We start from the raw sequence: 17673 nt of genomic DNA, 5'->3' as shown, positions 1-17673 counted from the left end.
CCACTAGTCGAAGCGGTATTGAAGTTCAAACATTCATGTCCTAAATGTGCCGTGGGAAAGAAGGGAAGAGCAGTGAAGCAACTGAAGCATCGGCCGGGATTCCGCGCCACAGCCTACCTCTTTACGTTTGTAGTTATCGTGTATGTATTTGTTTTTATGAACACTCCATATATTGTATATCAGCCGGGTAGTGCATCTGAGGTTGCTCCTATGATTAAAGTGGAGAATGCTGATCCAGCTGAAGAAGGGACCTTCATGATGACTACGGTATCCGCTAGTTACGCTAATGTGGCTTTACTGGTCGCCTCAGTTTTTAATTCCAATTCAGAGGTTGTACGGAAAGAAACTCGGCTAGGAGATAAGTCCGAGGACGAGTATGCTGCTGAGCAGGTTTTTTATATGAATAGCTCGCAATCTTACTCCGTTCAGGCGGCTTATCACGCAGCGGGAATCCCATATGAGGATGTAGTGGATTATTTGTATGTTTTTTCGGTTCCGGTTGCAAGTAATAAAGGTCAATTCCAGCCGGGTGACAGAATCATAACTGTAGAAGGACAGAAAGTAGCTGATCCAGAAGCGCTTTCCGCTTTACTTTCAACTAAAAAAATCGGTGATCAGGTCGCCGTTGTTTTGCAAAGAAATGGTAAGGAAGTTAAGGAGCAAGTGACACTGGTCGAGATCAAAGATAAAGAGGGTACTGCGGTTCGACCTGGTTTCGGAGTCACAATTGCTGCTGTCCAAAAGGTAAAGCCTAAAGAAGAAGGAAAAGGCGTCAGCTTTGTGGATACGAATGTTGGCGGACCTTCGGCAGGGCTAATGTTCACTATGGAAATTTACAACCGTCTTACTCCTGGTGATTTGACAAAAGGTCACAGAGTCGCTGGCACTGGCACCATAAACGCTGAAGGTGTGGTAGGCGCAATCGGTGGAGTGAAGCATAAGATTGTTGCGGCGGATAAAGAAGGGGCGGAGGTTTTTTTCGTGCCGATCAAAAATTATGAAGAAGCTAAAACAAAGGCTGATAAAATCGGCACATCGATGAAGCTGGTGCCGGTATCTACACTGGATGAGGCGTTGAAGTATATGGAGGAACTGCCGGTCAAACCATGACCGGAGGTTCCAAGAAATCGCGATACATATCTGTTCTGAGAGGTTCTCGAAAGGCGCCAGAAAAAACGGATGCCGCTTGTAGATCTCGCTCTAACTGTGGATGAGCGCATAGTGACGGTCGCGTGACGATGGGTAAGGTTGCTTTTTGCTTCATCTGCTTTAGAAGTACGCGTCCACTTTCTCTAAAACCAAGGATTCGAATATAACCGGGCCCCTCTGCTAGTACAGAAGGGGTCATTTCTTCCTTTGTATGATTAAGCAAAATGTGTAGCAACAGGCGTTGTAGCCGAGTATGAGTATAACGCTTGCTCTTAAGGGCTTGGAGCAAACCTGAAATAGAAAATTGCTCCATTTCAGGTAGAAGACGTAGGATTCTGTTCTCTAGGCCTTCGTTCATATCTTGGATTGTTCGTAGCTCGGCAGCAGTGCGTGTAGAGAGCAGGTGACGGAGGGGGCCTCGGAAATGCTCCAGCTCCAGAGGGCCTCTACCGGCTGCATGCTCTCTTTCCAATATGGACACGCTATATTCCGGCATGTAAGGCGCCGGTGATCCACCTTCTTGCAGCAGCTTGCGAATAGCAGTTGCGCTTGCAATAGATGATCCTGCTTGCAAGGGATCATGGAAACCAGCTGCCGTACGCGGGACGGTCAGTGGCTGTATCTTGCTGTTCAGCCTCTGTAAAGCGATAAGATAATGCAAGCCAAGGCTGTTATTCGGCTGGCGCAGCAGCGCGCCAGCGTCGCCGGGACTCTCCTCGTTACGGTGAGTCCCTTCAAAGGCCACCGCCGCCGCTGCGCTGTACGCGGCAGGAAAGCTCGCTCCGAGCGCCATGCGGCGGCGAATCTCGCTCTGAAGTTCGCTGCTTTCCTCTGCCAGATACCTGGCCAGAGGAAGCAGCAAACCCAAAGTGCCGGCTTCGGAGCCGAAGCACAAGCTGTCCACGACCCCGGTCGCTTCCAGCAGTGCAACTGCTCCGAAGGCGAACCATTCTGCGGGCCCTACGGCATAGGTCACCGGCAGCTCAATGACGAGGTCGGCGCCCATTCGTAGCGCCATCTCCGTCCGGGCCTGCTTGCTTACCGCCGCCGGCTCGCCGCGCTGCGTAAAGGGACCGCTCATGATGACGATGGAGCTATCAGCGCCGGATAGTCTTTTGGATTCGGTGAAGTGGTGTACATGCCCGTTATGTAATGGATTGTATTCTGCAATTATTCCGACCGTTGTCACAGCTGCTTCCCTCCGAGTGTAAGATTTATTTATAGAGGTTGTTCAAAAAGTCCGCTTTTGATCACGAAGTATTCCAAGAAGATTATTCGACATCGAATATTGAATTCAGGCGAAACTTCCGGTGCTGAAAACCGTACTTTTTGAACACTCACTTATAGTGTTAGTAGGTTTAATGACTAGATATCCTGTTAGCATAAGTTGTACTTTTGATTTACACTAATAGTTATATCATAATTCTCTCCAATTCCTGAAACAATATAAAGGGAAAATGGTTGACAAAGGTATATAATACTAGGTATAATAAATTTTGTTTGTTTGGGAGTGATAAGTATGCAGATTCACTTTCGCAAATTAGCGAATGCCGACGAACCGTTACATATTCACGATGTTGTGGATGTCAGCGAGGTAGTCAAAGGGCGCAAGGATATTCTAACTGTTGCTCCGCTCTCAGTGGACCTTAAAGCGCTGCCCGCGGGAACCGATTGTGTGAACGTGGTGGGAAAACTGAGTGGAGATGTGGACATGTTATGTTCACGTTGTCTCACGGAGGTCAAAAGTGATTTGAACATTCCTTTTGCTGAGACTTTCAAGTGGCTTAAGCAGCCAGTTCTTCCAGATGATGACGAAGATGAGGATCTCATTTACGTCAAGGATGAGGTTGTGGATCTTATCCCGTATGTGGAAGAAAATTTCGTACTGCACTTACCGGATTCGGTATTGTGCAAGGCAGACTGTCTTGGTCTTTGTCAGAAATGCGGACAGAACTTGAACGAAGGCACCTGCAGTTGCGACAACACAGTGATCGATCCTCGACTCGCTGGGTTGAAAGACTTTTTCAAATGAAACATTACAACAAAACACATCCTGCTCCGAGGAGCAGGCTGACAGAAATATCACAAGGAGGTGGAACACATGGCAGTACCACAACGTAGAACGTCTAAAACACGCCGTGACAAACGTCGCACCCACTTTAAGTTGGTTGTGCCGGGCATGGTGAAATGCGAACAATGCGGAGAGTTGAAATTGGCTCACCACGTATGTAAAGTTTGCGGAACTTACAAAGCAAGAGAAATCATCAAACAATAGTTTCAGAATAAGTAGTACTTCACTATCGGTGAGGTACTATTTTTTTTGAATTATAAGAAAGTAAAAGTTTCATGTTATACATTATCCTTATATTTTTCGCACAAACGCTTACCGTCTAATAGGGACGTCGAAGGCGTTTTTGCTTATCCAAATATAAATCCCCTAGAAGTCAATGCTTTATTTTTGCTGCGGCATGCTTTATACTACATATTAGTACCTGGTTCTAAATAATAATTATGATTATTTGACCTAATATAACAGCGGCCATTTAAGCGGCCGAATGCTTTCTTTAAAATATAAGAAAGTATAAGTTAGCACCTATACTTTATGCCTTATATTTCTCGCTTAAACGCTTACCGTCCTAATAAGGATGCCGAAGGCGTTTATGCTTGGCACGTGCCAGGAGGTGAGCCGCAATCGAGCGGATGTCCAAGAAAGAACGTCAGCAACAGCTGCTACATATAATCGCAGGCAATCCTTTTGTAACGGATCGGGAATTGACTCGTCAGCTGAAGGTTAGCATTCAGACGATTCGGTTAGACCGGATGGAGCTGGGAATACCAGAACTGCGTGAGCGAATGAAGCAAATGGCAGAGCACTCCTATGATCAGGTGCGCTCTTTGCCTGCGGATGAAGTCATTGGTGACATTGTGGATTTGCAGCTGGACAAGAGTGGTATTTCGATATTTGAGATTCGCGAAGATCATGTCTTCTCTAGAAACGGGATCGCGCGTGGTCACTATGTGTTTGCTCAAGCTAACTCACTTGCGGTTGCTGTAATCAATGATGAAATTGCTCTGACCGCTTCAGCTGATATTCGTTTTGTGCGCACAGTTCAGCTAGGTGAGAAGTGTATTGCCAAAGCACAGGTGAGGTCACTCGCCGGTAGAGGTGGCAAAGCGGAGGTAGACGTGTTCACCTATGTCGGAGAAGAACTAGTGTTTCAGGGCCATTTTATAGTATATCGGTCCGCAAACGATGATCACAGTGAAGGGGGTAACCATATTGCTGATCGCCATTGATGCCATGGGCGGGGACAACGCTCCTGAATGTAATGTCGAGGGGGCGTTGTCCGCGGCCGCGGAATGGAAAGATACACAGATTGTGCTCGTAGGTGACCAAGCCAGATTAGAGCCACTGCTGAAGGACAAGCCGTCTAACCTGACGATACGTCATGCAGGAGACGTCATTGGCTCTGATGAAGAGCCAGTTAAGGCAGTTCGTCGTAAAAAAGATTCATCCATGGTTGTAGCTGGACGAATGGTGCGTGAAGGCGAAGCAGATGCTATGATTTCATCAGGCAACACAGGTGCACTTATGACTACAGGGCTACTCGTAGTTGGACGAATGCAGGGGATTGAACGTCCCGCATTGGCGCCTATGATTCCAACGCTTGACGATGTTGGCGTGCTAGCTCTTGATCTTGGTGCTAACATGGATGCGAAGCCTGAACATCTGGCTCAATATGCGCTGATGGGCAGCATTTACCGGAACAAAGTGCATGGCATAGCTAAGCCGCGTGTTGGACTTCTGAATGTAGGGACCGAGCCTGGGAAAGGCAACGAACTGACGAAAGAAGCCTACCCGCTGCTCGAGAACTTGCCAGGCATACATTTTATCGGTAATGTTGAGGCACGTGATGTGCTGACAGGGAACTGCGATGTGCTTGTCTGCGATGGATTTGCTGGTAATATTTTGCTGAAAACGCTAGAGGGTACGGCGAGTGCAATGTTCTCTTTGCTGAAGGAGCAATTTAGTCGTTCTCTGAAGACTAAGCTTGGAGCGGCTATGCTGATGCCAGAGCTTAGAGCTCTAAAGGGTAAAATGGATTACAAAGAGCACGGTGGTGCACCGCTGCTCGGTCTTAGCGGATTAGTTGTTAAGGGACACGGATCTTCTGACGGAAATGCGGTTAAGAATGCAGTAAGACAAGCGCGGATTGCTCTGAAAGCTGAGCTTGTGCCAAGTATATCCAAGGAAATTAGCGGGAAGTGAGTGACGACATGAGACAGTTGCGACCGGTTGGAATTATAGGAACTGGGAAATATGTACCTGAGAAAATATTGACAAATAGCGATCTGGAAAAAATAGTGGAGACTAACGATGAGTGGATCGTCAGTCGGACAGGCATCCGTGAAAGACATATTGCTGCGCCTCATGAGGCAACCTCTGATCTAGCGTATGAAGCAGCACTAAAGGCACTTGATTCCGCGGGAATGAAAGCCGAAGATTTGGATCTGATTATTATTGCAACAGTAACACCTGATAGTTCCTTTCCTTCTACAGCCTGCATTTTGCAGGATAAACTGGGTGCTAAAGGTGCTGCGGCGTTTGACTTGTCAGCAGCCTGCTCTGGTTTTGTATACAGCTTAGCTACAGCGGTTGGATTCATTCAGAACGGAATGTACAACAATGCCCTTATTATAGGAGCGGATACTTTATCCCGCATCACAGATTATACGGATCGAAATACTTGTGTCTTGTTCGGTGATGGAGCAGGCGCGGTAATCATTGGCGAGGTTCCAGAAGGTCGTGGCTTCCAATCCTTTGATCTGGGTGCTGAAGGCTCTGGTGGGAACTTGCTTAAGCTAGAAGCCGGCGGTTCACGCTTGCCTGCATCTCAGCAAACCGTTGAAGATAAGAAGCATTTCATCTATATGAATGGTCGTGAAGTATTTAAATTTGCAGTTCGTGTGATGGGCTCAGCTACAGAACGTGTGCTTACCAAAGCTGGTCTGGGTAAGGAAGACATTGATTTGTTTGTACCACACCAAGCGAATATTCGTATCATTCAATCCGCTATGCAGCGTTTGGATCTGCCACCGGAGAAATGTGTGATCAATGTTGATAAATATGCTAATACTTCGGCGGCCTCTATTCCACTAGCTCTTGTTGAAGCGGCGGAAGAAGGACGTATGAAAGAAGGCGACACCGTTCTAATGGTTGGATTCGGCGGTGGCTTGACTTGGGGCGCATCAGTATTGATCTGGTAATAAGCTGAAACCGTAATACGGGAAGGAGTTCATACTTATGGGTAAAATCGCATTTGTCTTTCCCGGTCAGGGAGCACAAGCAGTTGGGATGGGTAAGGATGTATACGATGCTCTTCCAAACAGTCGTGCAGTGTTCGAAAAAGGTGATGAAGTTCTAGGATTTCCACTGAGTAAGCTGATTTTTGAAGGACCGGACAGTGAGCTAAAGCAGACAGTAAATACGCAGCCAGCGCTTCTTACAGCTAGCGTAGCTTATCTTGAAGCTTTGCGGGAACAAGGCTTGAAGCCAGATTATGTCGCTGGACATAGCCTTGGAGAATATAGCGCATTAGTTGCTGCGGGTGTGTTGTCTTATGAAGATGCTGTAACATTAGTACGCCTACGCGGTCGCTTCATGGAAGAAGCAGTTCCAGGTGGTCAAGGTGCAATGGCGGCAGTGCTTGGAGCTGATCGTGAGGCACTGGCATTATTATGCCAAAATGTATCTGAAGAGAGTGGAGTTGTGGAACTAGCTAACGTCAACTGCCCGGGTCAGATCGTTGTTTCCGGATCTCAGGAAGGCGTTAACGGTGTTGTGGAGCGCGTTAAAGAAGCTGGTGGTAAGCGGGCGATTCCGCTCGAAGTAAGTGGACCGTTTCACTCTTCTATGATGAAAGCTGCTGCGGACCGTTTGGCAGAAGAGTTGAAGAAGGTAACCTTTAATTCTCCAACTGTACCTGTCATTGTTAATGTCACAGCAGCACCAGTAACAGATCCCGAAGAAATTCGCGAATTGCTCGTTCGTCAGGTGTATTCCCCTGTGCTTTGGCAGGACAGTGTTGAATGGTTGATTGCGAATGGTGTGGATACTTTTGTTGAGATTGGTTCTGGCAGTGTTCTGGCAGGTCTTATCCGCAAAATAGACAAAACAGTCAAGGTAATCAACATTAATACGCTTGAGAGTGTCCAAACTGTTTTGTAAATATGTCAGAAGGGGGAGTAAACTATGTTCTCAGCATTGCGGGGCCAGACAGCCCTTGTAACTGGCGGCTCACGTGGCATTGGTCGTAGTATCGCGCTTGCTCTTGCAGAACACGGCGTAAAGGTGGCTGTGAACTATGCAGGGAGTGAAGCAGCGGCACACGAGACTGTGGCTCGTATTGCAGAGCTTGGCTCGGAGGGCATTGCGATCCGTGGGGATGTTGGTAATAGTGAACAGGCTGAGAGCCTTGTGAAAGAGGTTCTTAATACCTGGGGACGTATTGACATTGTTGTCAATAATGCCGGCATTACCAGAGACAACCTGATTATGCGCATGAAAGAGGAAGAGTTCGATCAAGTGATCGAGACGAATCTGAAGGGTGTGTTTAATTGCCTTAAGGCAGCTACACGTCCGATGATGAAGCAGCGTTACGGTCGAATCATTAATATTTCCTCGGTTGTGGGTGTGACAGGTAACCCTGGTCAGGCTAATTACTCTGCAGCTAAGGCTGGTGTCATCGGTCTAACGAAAGCAGCCGCTCGTGAGCTCTCTTCGCGTGGCATCACCGTTAACTGTATCGCTCCTGGTTTTATCGATACAGATATGACGCGTGAGCTCTCTGAAGAAGTTCGCAGTGAGCTAGAGAAGGGCATTCCACTAGCTCGCCTTGGGCGTCCGGAAGAGATAGCTATGGCAGTTGTTTTCCTAGCTTCTGAAGGCGCCGCTTATATGACCGGCCAGACACTACACGTGGATGGCGGGATGTATATGTAATTCTCCGTCCTTATAAAGACGCCGAAGGCGTTTATGCTTGGGAGAAATTACACTGTTTTAAAGAAGAAATGTGAGGGATCAGGAAAGCGTTTTTTGCGGTCTATGGTATTTTGACCTCATATCTCGTATAATACCAAAAGAGGAGGTGAACCGGATGTCCGATGTATTAGAGCGTGTAAAACGCATTGTCATCGACCGCTTAGGTGCCGATGAAGCTGAGGTAACATTAGAAGCGTCTTTCAAAGATGATTTAGGTGCTGATTCTCTTGATGTAGTAGAATTGGTAATGGAATTGGAAGATGAATTCGACATGGAAATCTCTGATGAAGATGCAGAGACGATTACGACCGTGGGTGAAGTTGTGAAGTACATACAATCTCATACCTAGAGTCATATGATTGAGAGTCCCGTTCCAACTTGGGCGGGGCTTCTCCTCATTTATACAGCATTAAAGGTTGCCATGTGCAGCTTTATAGGGATGATAACAGAACCGCAGAAGCTTTAATGATGCGGTGACCGCTGTTCATATAGTAATAATTCGCAGTATATATGTACTGAATATAATGTATACAGCCTATAGATGGGGTGATTGTGTTTGAGTCATAGAGTGGTTGTAACCGGGATGGGCGTAGTCACATCACTGGGTAAAGATTTAGAGACGTTCTGGGATAATCTGATGAGCGGTAAATCAGGTGTATCGATGGTAGAGGCCTTTGATGTCAGTGAATATACTACGCAAATTGCTTCGTCAGTTAAAGATTTTGATCCAGAGGCGCTTTTTGGCCGCAAGGAAGCCCGCAAGATGGACCGTTTTGTACAATTTGCAGTGGCTGCCGGTGAAGACGCGTTGAGAGACAGCGGACTTAAGATCGGTGAAGATATCGATGCTGAACGGATCGGTGTATCTGTTGGTTCGGGTATCGGAGGTCTTGGTACTTGGGAAGACAATCATAATCTGTTGCTTGAAAAAGGGCCAAAGCGGGTTAGCCCATTCTTTATCCCGATGATGATCGCCAACATGGGTTCTGGGCAACTGTCCATTAACCTCGGTGCTAAGGGTCCAAATACGACGACAGTTACAGCTTGTGCTACAGGAAGCCATTCCATTGGGGAATCCTTCCGCTTGATTCAACGTGGAGACGCGGATGCAATGATCTGCGGAGGTTCAGAAGCGACCATTCGTCCAACGGGTATGGCGGGCTTTTGTGCAATGAGAGCAATGTCCACTCGTAATGATGAGCCTGAGAAGGCTAGTCGTCCGTTTGATGTGGATCGTGACGGTTTTGTTATGGGAGAGGGCGCTGGAATTCTTATTCTTGAATCACTCGAACATGCAGAGAAACGTGGCGCGAAGATTTACGCAGAGGTTATCGGCTATGGACTGAGCGCTGATGCTCATCATATGACAGAGCCTGATCCAGATGGTGCAGCTCGCTGCATGAAGATGGCCATCCGTGATGCTGGTATCTCTCCTGAAGATATTGATTACATCAATGCACATGGTACTTCAACGCCTGTAGGAGATAGATCAGAAACGGCTGCTGTTAAGAAAGCATTGGGCGAACACGCCTATAAAGTAGCTATTAGCTCAACGAAATCCATGACAGGTCATCTTCTAGGTGCTGCTGGTGGAGTAGAGGCTATTATCTGCGGACTCTCTTTGCAAAAAGGGATGATTGCACCAACGATTAATTTGGACAACCAGGACCCAGAATGCGATTTGGATTATGTACCAAATGTGCCACGTAAGGCAGATCTGGATATTGTAATGTCGAATTCATTTGGATTCGGGGGACATAACGCAACCGTTATTCTAAAAAAATATAATCAGTAAGGGGACAGCGCGGTGAAAGGAGAACTGAAGCAGTTACAACAGCAACTTCAAATCCAATTTCACGATTCTGTGCTTCTGAAGCAGGCCTTTACCCATGCATCTTATGTGAATGAACACCGTTTCAATCAGCATCAGGACAATGAGCGTCTCGAGTTTCTAGGGGATGCTGTACTGGAGTTGACGGTTTCTGAATATTTGTACAATCTGTTGCCAGATCGACCTGAAGGGGAACTGACCAAGCTGCGTGCCGCTATCGTATGCGAGCCTTCGCTGGTTAAGTTTGCTGAAAGTTTAGGGTTTGGACGTTATGTACTGCTGGGAAAAGGGGAAGAACTTACGGGCGGACGTACTCGCCCGGCCCTGCTGGCTGATGTGTTCGAATCCTTCGTGGGAGCGCTTTATCTTGACCAAGGACTGGAAACTGTAAGGTCTTTTCTTGATAATCACGTATTTCCACTTGTGGAGACGGATGGGAAACTGCAAATGCAGATGACCGATTACAAGACGGAACTGCAAGAGCTAATTCAGCAGCACAATATGGGTACGTTGGAATATCGGATCATTGAAGAACGGGGACCCGCGCATGAGCGTGAATTCGTCTCTGAAGTGTTAATGACTAACCGTTCACTTGGTAAAGGGAGCGGCCGCTCCAAGAAGGAAGCAGAGCAGCAGGCTGCAGCAGCTGCACTGTTGCATCTGAAAGCAGATGGTGCTTGAATTGCATCATGAGGACAAGCGGAGGAGAGCAGCAAAGGTCTGAATACCGGCGTTTAGGCGGAGCTCAGACCGTTGCTGCTCTTTTTCGACAGAATAGCCCAATCTTATATTGCTCGTTTTATTCGGGGCCCCCACAAAGTACCTGAGTACGCATCGAAGCAAAGCGCCTCTTTGTGGGGATATTTAGGGAGCTATTTTAGGCTAATAAACGCTATGGTATAATGGGTCAGAGGTGATAGGCAAGTATGTTTTTGAAACGGATAGAATTAGCTGGTTTTAAATCATTTGCCGACAAAACAGAAATGGAATTTGTGCGCGGAATAACGGCCGTAGTTGGCCCGAACGGAAGCGGCAAGAGTAATATTTCTGACGGCATTCGCTGGGTACTCGGCGAACAGAGTGCTAAATCACTGCGTGGCGGCAAGATGGAAGATATTATTTTTGCCGGCAGTGACGCGCGTAAAGCTGTGAATTATGGTGAAGTATCACTTACGCTCGATAATGAGGATCACACGCTACCACTGGATTTCAGCGAAGTTACAGTGACTCGGCGTGTTCACCGTAGCGGTGAAAGTGAATATTTAATTAATAAGCAATCCTGCCGTCTGAAGGATATCACAGAGCTGTTCATGGATACCGGTATCGGACGTGAGGCTTATTCGATCATCGGTCAGGGTCGGATTGAAGAGATTCTGAGTACTCGTTCCGAGGATCGGCGAGGCATCTTTGAAGAGGCATCGGGTATTGTGAAATATAAATCGCGCAAAAAAGATGCAAGTCGAAAGCTCGACGACACGGAGCAAAACTTGCTTCGTATTCACGATTTGCTTAGTGAGCTCGAGGATCAGATTGGGCCTCTAAAGGATCAGTCGGAGAAGGCGACTCGCTTTAAGGAACTTCGGGAACAACTGAAACATCAGGAAATCTCAGTTTATGTGCACCAGATTGAAGGGATTCATACCGCTTGGCAGGAAGGTAACGCCAAGCTTGAAACTTTAAAGGATGAGCAACTGGAGCTGTCTACAGTTGTCTCAGCCCATGATGCCAAGCTGGAAAGTGGACGTTCTGAACTGCGTACGTTAGAAGAACAGATCGAGAAGCAGCAAGAACAATTGCTCCGGTATAGTGAAGCTTTTGAGAAGAGCGAAGGCTATGGGGAAGTGCTGAAGGAGCGCAAGCGTAACCTAGAGAGCAATCGGGAACAGTTAATGCTCACATTAGGCTCTGTAGGTGAGCGGTCTGCGGATCGACAGCGTGAGCTTGGGGATTTTGAAATTAAGCTGGAAGCGTCACGTCTTAAGCTTGTTGAGCTTCGGAGTCAGATCGAAGAAGAAGAGTCACGGCTCGAAGGTGTTGCTGATGGTATTAGTCAGAGCCAGGAAGAGAAGCTGAAGAGTGCGCTCTTGGAGTTAATGAACCTGATGGCGAATGCACGTAACGAAATTCGTTACGCGGATCAACAGAAGGAGAATCTGGAACGTCGCATGAGCCGCAGTGAAGAAGAAAGCGGCAAATGGACAGCACGGCACGAAGAATTAACTGCCAGCCAGAAAGTGCTAAAAGACAAGATAGCCCAGCTTGGGAAGGAACTAAGCAATCTTCGTGGTGCTTACATTACTGAAAGTGAACAGCTTAGCAAACGTCAGAAGCTGATTGAAGAGACACAGTCAGGGCTGCGGAAGTGGGAACAGAAGCGGGAAGCGCAAGTCTCTCGTCATGAGACCATGAAAGAAATGCAGGATGATTTCGACGGCTTTATGCTTGGAGTTAAAGAAGTTCTTAAAGGGGCCCGTAAAGGACAGCTTAACGGGGTGCATGGTGCGGTTGCTGAGCTCATCTCCGTTCCAGAGAAGCTAGAAATGGCTGTCGAGACTGCGCTGGGTGCATCCCTTCAACACGTGGTCATGGATAATGAGACCGTATCTCGTCAAGCGATATCTTTTCTAAAGCAACGTCAGTTGGGACGAGCTACTTTCCTCCCACTTGATGTTATCCGACCACGCCAAATTTCTGGCAGTGACCGTGGAATGGTGGAAGACGCTGACGGCTTTGTTGGAATTGGTTCTGATCTTGTAGGATATGATGATAAATATGCTAGTATTGTTGGCAGCTTGCTCGGTAATGTAGTTATTGCTGAGAGCCTGGAGCAGGCGAATCGTATCGCCGCTAAATTCCAATATCGTTATCGTGTGGTTACGCTTGAGGGTGATGTAGTAAATGCCGGGGGCTCTATGACCGGTGGTAGCCAGCATAAGAAGAACAATAGCTTGCTTAGTCGTAAACGTCAGCTGGATCAGCTGAGCAGTGAGATCGAAGAGAGCGAGCGTCAAATTGTTAAGCTGAAACAAGGCATAGCCAGACTTCGTGAAGAGCAGGAGAAAGCTAGCGTGAAGCTAGAGGACCTGCGCCGTGATGGCGATGAGAAAAGATTAGAAGAGCAGCGCGTTTCTGGCGATTTGAAGCAGCTTGAGCAGGAGCTTCGGCATGTGCTAGAGCAAGTGGAGAGCACAGGCGCGGAACGTAGTGGCTTTGAGAGTGAGGTCCGCGTGCTCGAGGAGACTCGGAAACAAGCCTCTGCTGAGCTTGAGCGTCTTGAGAAGGAAGAGAAGGAAGCTCATGAGGCTATCCGTAATGCCGAATCGGCGCGTAAAGCGAATGAATCGGCTAAGGAAGAGCTTCAAGGCAAGCTGACCAGCATGAAGGTTTCAGAAGGCAAGCTTGATCAGGAGATCTTCTCCTTGGAGGAGCAATTACGTCGTCTAAGACAAGATGTCGGTTCACAGGATAAGGAGCTGCGCCAGAATCGTAATCTGTTACATACGATCGAACAGGATTTGGCTAGCAATGCTTTAGAAGCCGTGAAACAGAAGGAAGATCTGAATAGCTATCGTCTAAAAAAGGAAGAGACAGCCGGAACTTTGGATTTTGCTCGTGCAGAACGCTCAGCATTGTCTCGTAAGCTTGAACTAGAGGAAAGCAAGACCAAGGATCAACGTCAGGCACTTAGAGTCGTGGAGGACAAGCTACGCTCCACTGAAGTCGCTGTGGGTAGACTTGATGTTGAGCTAGATAATATTCTTCGCAAGCTAAGTGATGACTACGAGCTAAGCTATGAACTAGCGAAGCAACGTTATCCTGTGCCTGAAGATGTGCCTGCCGCTCAAGCGGATGTACAGCGTTTGAAACGCAGTATTTCTGCACTAGGTGAAGTTAACTTAGGAGCGATTGAGGAGTACCAACGTGTTCATGAGCGTTATACCTTCCTCAGTGGACAAAAAGATGATCTGGTCGAAGCTAAGACTACCTTGTATCAAGTCATCCGTGAGATGGAAGATGAGATGTCCAAACGTTTCAAACAGACCTTTGATGCGATCCGGAAACAATTTGGTACGGTATTCTCGAAGCTGTTCGGAGGCGGACGAGCTGATCTCATGCTGCTAGATCCAGAGCATATGCTTGAAACAGGTATAGATATTGTAGCCCAACCACCGGGTAAAAAACTACAAAACCTGCAGCTGCTCTCCGGCGGGGAACGCGCCTTAACTGCAATGGCCTTATTGTTTGCCATCCTGCAAGTGAAGCCGGTTCCGTTCTGCGTACTGGATGAAGTTGAGGCCGCGCTTGATGAAGCGAATGTTGTACGTTTTGCTCAGTATTTGCGTGAGTTCTCGGAACAAACGCAATTTATCGTCGTTACACACCGCAAAGGAACCATGGAAGAGGCGGATGTGCTCTACGGAGTAACGATGGAAGAAGGCGGAGTATCCAAGCTTGTCTCTGTACGTTTAGAGGATGAGGAAGCGGAGATCGCTTAACGGCTTGCAGAAATAATGAGTTTTGTACGAAGTAGTTCGATGTAGTGATCCTATACAAAACTAAGCATATGCTTCCGAAGCAAGTTTTGAACGAAGTTAAATCAATGAAGTTTTGCTCACAAAACTTTTAGGAGGAAACAAATGAGCTTTTTCAGGAAATTAAAAGAAAGCATTTCCGGCAAAACGGAAAGTGTAACCAAACAATTCCGCGACGGATTAGAGAAAACCCGTAAAGGCTTTGTTGAGAAGGTAGCAGATCTTATTATCCGCCGTAAAAAAATAGATGAAGAGTTCTACGAAGAGCTGGAAGAAATCTTGATTGGTGCAGACGTAGGCGTTAACACAGTGATGAAACTTGTCGAGGATCTGCGCGCCGAAGTGAAGCAAAAACGTATTGAAGATGCTGCTGAGCTGCAACCGATTTTGTCTCGTATGCTTATGGAATTGCTGCGCGGAGATGATGATAATACTCTGAAGGAAAATCCGGATGGAATTACGGTTATCTTGTTCGTTGGGGTTAATGGAGTGGGCAAGACAACTACCATCGGTAAGCTAGCACATCGGTACAAACAAGAGGGTAAAAAAGTTCTTTTGGCTGCGGGGGATACGTTCCGTGCCGGGGCGATTGAACAACTCGAAGTTTGGGGCCAACGTGCAGGCGTAGACGTAATTAAGCAACAAGCAGGCTCCGACCCAGCCGCTGTTATGTTCGATGCCGTTCAAGCGGCTAAGCAGCGGAATGTGGATATTTTGATTTGTGATACCGCAGGTAGACTTCAAAATAAGAGCAATCTGATGGAAGAGCTCAATAAGATCTTCCGCGTCATTCAAAGAGAAATCCCTAGTGCTCCGCATGAAGTACTGATGGTGCTAGATGCGACGACAGGTCAAAATGCGCTAACTCAAGCTAAGCTATTTGGCGAAAAGAGTGGGGTAACAGGGCTCGTCTTAACGAAGCTGGACGGTACGGCTAAAGGCGGAATTGTTGTTGCGATACGTCAGGAAATGAACTTACCTGTGAAGTTTGTAGGGCTCGGAGAAAAGATGGAAGATTTGCAGCCATTTGATTCTCAGCAGTTCGTGCATGCTCTTTTTGCCGGATTAATTTCGGAGGAAGAAGAGACTGAAGAGCAAGCCTAGTTATAGAAATCAACACCACTTTCATAAGCAACATTTACAAGGAGTGTCCTCAAAACTGCTTTTAGTTCATGGGGACGTTCTTTTTTTTCCTCCCAACATGTGATTTCCCCAAAAAATACGACTCCCTATGCGTTACACTGCTTGATAGCTGTGCCTCTTCTAGGTCAACTAACATACGATAGTTGTGCTCTATAAATTCACTATCCTGACGTCTCAAGTTCATCACTATTTATTGAAATCACTAATCTGCACAACTATATAAAAAAACCAACATATGAAAAATTCATAATAGTAATGCTTGTCACGACTCCTGCATACAATTCAATGAAGAAACTACATTTCAGCTCCGGCAACCTATATAAGAGAGAAAGGAAGCGATTCCAACGCGCTGAAATATTCAGAGATAACAAATCTCTGTTATATATATTGACATCAGTTATACAATTTACGTATTATGGAAATACAAACCAATATTTTCATGGGTGTTTTCTGAAAGTGGAATATGTTTTGTTAGTAAAGATAACATTTGTCGAAAGGAGTCGGGCTCATGTCCAAATTAGATCCTCTGCCAGGTCTGTCTCCGTATCCGCTACAACATTTTTTCGATGAAATGTATGCGGATAAGAGGAGTGTCCGGCCGCACTACAGACATGTGAATCGCATGTTTTCCGGAATGAGCTCCGAAGAGCTTCTGGGTAAGCAGAATTTGATGCAGCGCAGGATGATGGAGGAAGGAATTACTTTTACGCTTTACAATCCGGCGCAGGATCATCCCATGGAGCGAACGATCCCCTTCGATATGATTCCACGCATAATTCCTAAGAATGAATGGGTGAGGATAGAAGCTGGAATTATTCAGCGTATCACCGCTTTGAATTTGTTCATTCATGATATCTACCATGAACAGTACATTGTTAAAGATGGAATCGTCCCGAGGCGTATGATCATCTCCAACTGTTATTTCCGGCCTGAAATGGCGGGGCTACGAGTGCCAGGTGGTACTTACATCACTACTTCGGGAATTGATCTTATCCGCCATCACGATGGGCAATATTATGTGCTTGAAGACAATCTACGAACACCTTCAGGCTTTTCATATCTTTTTAAAGGCAGAACGCTTATGAATCAGTTGTTTCCTGAATTATCCTTTGCCAGCTCCATACGAGATGTTGATCATAGCTTGAATCGCTTTTTATCTGTTCTGCGTAGTCTTTCTCCATCACGGAAGTCAGATCCGGTTATAGCACTCCTTACTCCTGGGGAATACAATTCTGCTTATTATGAGCATGCTTTTTTAGCACAGCAGATGGGTATCCATTTGGTTGAAGGACGAGATTTGGTTGCAAAAGATCACAAAATATATTTGAAAGAAATGAACGGACTGCGCCGTGTGGATGTGTTATATCGTCGATTGGATGATGATTTCATCGATCCGTTAGCGTTTCAGCCGGATTCACTACTAGGGGTGGCGGGTCTGATGAATGCGTATCGAGCAGGGAATGTAGCTATTGCTAATGCCCCTGGAACCGGTGTTGCAGATGATAAAGCGATGTATGTCTATGTACCGGATATGATTCGTTATTATCTAAATGAAGAACCGATTCTTGGTAATGTTCCGACCTATTTGCTAGGAAGACCGGATGAACGCTTGTATGTTCTTGAGAACCTATCAGAAATGGTTGTTAAGGAGACTTCTTTATCAGGGGGGTACGGGATGTTGATCGGATGCGAAGCAACGAAGGAAGAACTGGCTGAATTCCGAATGAAGATTATTGCGGACCCAGAGCGTTATATTGCTCAGCCGATTATGTCTCTATCCAGAGCACCGGTATTGTCAGGGGGAACTATGGTGCCAAGACATATCGACCTTCGAGCTTTTGTGTTAATGGGTGCTGACCGGAAGCCGCATGTCATACCTGGAGGATTGACACGAGTGGCGATGAAAGAAGGGTCATTGGTCGTGAATTCCTCGCAAGGTGGTGGGGTAAAAGATACTTGGGTAATGGCTTGATATT

Annotated in this window: 15 protein-coding genes; 14 read left to right on the top strand and 1 reads right to left on the bottom strand. The window is 46.7% G+C overall.

The features are described from left to right. Positions 1-72: 72 nt before the first annotated feature. Positions 73-1110 carry a SepM family pheromone-processing serine protease gene (locus tag NSS67_RS20380; RefSeq protein WP_339315409.1) on the top strand — a complete coding sequence of 346 codons (1038 nt, stop codon included), beginning with the start codon at positions 73-75 and terminating at the stop codon, positions 1108-1110. On the opposite strand, the gene NSS67_RS20375 is transcribed toward NSS67_RS20380, so the two are convergent. Then, positions 1100-2338 carry a nucleotidyltransferase gene (locus NSS67_RS20375; protein WP_339315408.1) on the bottom strand — a complete coding sequence of 413 codons (1239 nt, stop codon included), beginning with the start codon at positions 2336-2338 and terminating at the stop codon, positions 1100-1102. The two genes, NSS67_RS20380 and NSS67_RS20375, sit on opposite strands and share 11 nt — an antisense overlap. A 330-nt stretch (positions 2339-2668) precedes the next feature. Between NSS67_RS20375 and NSS67_RS20370 the strand changes: the two genes are divergently transcribed. The 13 genes from NSS67_RS20370 to NSS67_RS20310 all read left to right on the top strand — a co-directional run bounded on the left by NSS67_RS20370 (position 2669) and on the right by NSS67_RS20310 (position 17669). Then, positions 2669-3181 carry a DUF177 domain-containing protein gene (locus tag NSS67_RS20370; RefSeq protein WP_036686482.1) on the top strand — a complete coding sequence of 171 codons (513 nt, stop codon included), beginning with the start codon at positions 2669-2671 and terminating at the stop codon, positions 3179-3181. 69 nt (positions 3182-3250) lie between these two features. Then, on the top strand, positions 3251-3424 hold the full coding sequence (gene rpmF, locus NSS67_RS20365; protein ID WP_019911234.1) for a 50S ribosomal protein L32: 174 nt from the start codon (positions 3251-3253) through the stop codon (positions 3422-3424). A gap of 425 nt (positions 3425-3849) precedes the next feature. Then, the gene (gene fapR / locus NSS67_RS20360) at positions 3850-4446 is read left to right on the top strand and encodes a transcription factor FapR (protein WP_339315407.1); all 597 of its coding nucleotides are present in this window, start codon (positions 3850-3852) and stop codon (positions 4444-4446) included. Beyond that, complete coding sequence (plsX, locus tag NSS67_RS20355) at positions 4430-5419, top strand: phosphate acyltransferase PlsX (RefSeq protein WP_339315406.1); 990 nt, start codon at positions 4430-4432, stop codon at positions 5417-5419. Before fapR ends, plsX begins: the two co-directional genes overlap by 17 nt. A gap of 8 nt (positions 5420-5427) precedes the next feature. Further along, positions 5428-6417: a beta-ketoacyl-ACP synthase III gene (locus tag NSS67_RS20350; protein WP_339315405.1), complete on the top strand. Its 990-nt coding sequence runs from the start codon at positions 5428-5430 to the stop codon at positions 6415-6417. A 37-nt stretch (positions 6418-6454) separates the two neighbouring features. Next, positions 6455-7378 (top strand): ACP S-malonyltransferase, encoded by a 924-nt coding sequence (fabD, locus tag NSS67_RS20345; protein WP_339315404.1) that lies wholly within the window; start codon positions 6455-6457, stop codon positions 7376-7378. A 24-nt stretch (positions 7379-7402) separates the two neighbouring features. Continuing rightward, complete coding sequence (gene fabG / locus NSS67_RS20340) at positions 7403-8152, top strand: 3-oxoacyl-[acyl-carrier-protein] reductase (protein ID WP_339315403.1); 750 nt, start codon at positions 7403-7405, stop codon at positions 8150-8152. Between the two features lie 154 nt (positions 8153-8306). Beyond that, positions 8307-8540, top strand: a complete 234-nt coding sequence (locus NSS67_RS20335; RefSeq protein WP_036686493.1) for an acyl carrier protein — start codon at positions 8307-8309, stop codon at positions 8538-8540. 207 nt (positions 8541-8747) lie between these two features. Then, positions 8748-9986 carry a beta-ketoacyl-ACP synthase II gene (gene fabF, locus NSS67_RS20330; RefSeq protein WP_339315402.1) on the top strand — a complete coding sequence of 413 codons (1239 nt, stop codon included), beginning with the start codon at positions 8748-8750 and terminating at the stop codon, positions 9984-9986. 12 nt (positions 9987-9998) lie between these two features. Continuing rightward, positions 9999-10703: a ribonuclease III gene (rnc, locus tag NSS67_RS20325; RefSeq protein WP_339315401.1), complete on the top strand. Its 705-nt coding sequence runs from the start codon at positions 9999-10001 to the stop codon at positions 10701-10703. A gap of 245 nt (positions 10704-10948) precedes the next feature. Further along, a complete protein-coding gene (gene smc / locus NSS67_RS20320; RefSeq protein WP_339315400.1) occupies positions 10949-14518 on the top strand; it encodes a chromosome segregation protein SMC in 3570 nt (1189 codons plus the stop codon). A gap of 141 nt (positions 14519-14659) precedes the next feature. Next, positions 14660-15658, top strand: coding sequence for a signal recognition particle-docking protein FtsY (gene ftsY / locus NSS67_RS20315; protein ID WP_339315398.1), 999 nt, complete (start codon positions 14660-14662; stop codon positions 15656-15658). Positions 15659-16205: 547 nt separating this feature from the next. Further along, positions 16206-17669, top strand: coding sequence for a circularly permuted type 2 ATP-grasp protein (locus NSS67_RS20310; protein WP_339315397.1), 1464 nt, complete (start codon positions 16206-16208; stop codon positions 17667-17669). The last annotated feature ends 4 nt before the right edge of the window (positions 17670-17673 follow it).

Origin of the sequence: Paenibacillus sp. FSL R10-2734 (genome assembly GCF_037963865.1) — a bacterium.
Lineage (GTDB): Bacteria > Bacillota > Bacilli > Paenibacillales > Paenibacillaceae > Paenibacillus_AQ.
Note: the sequence above shows the minus strand (reverse complement) of the source record. Positions and strands in the feature narration are given on the sequence as shown.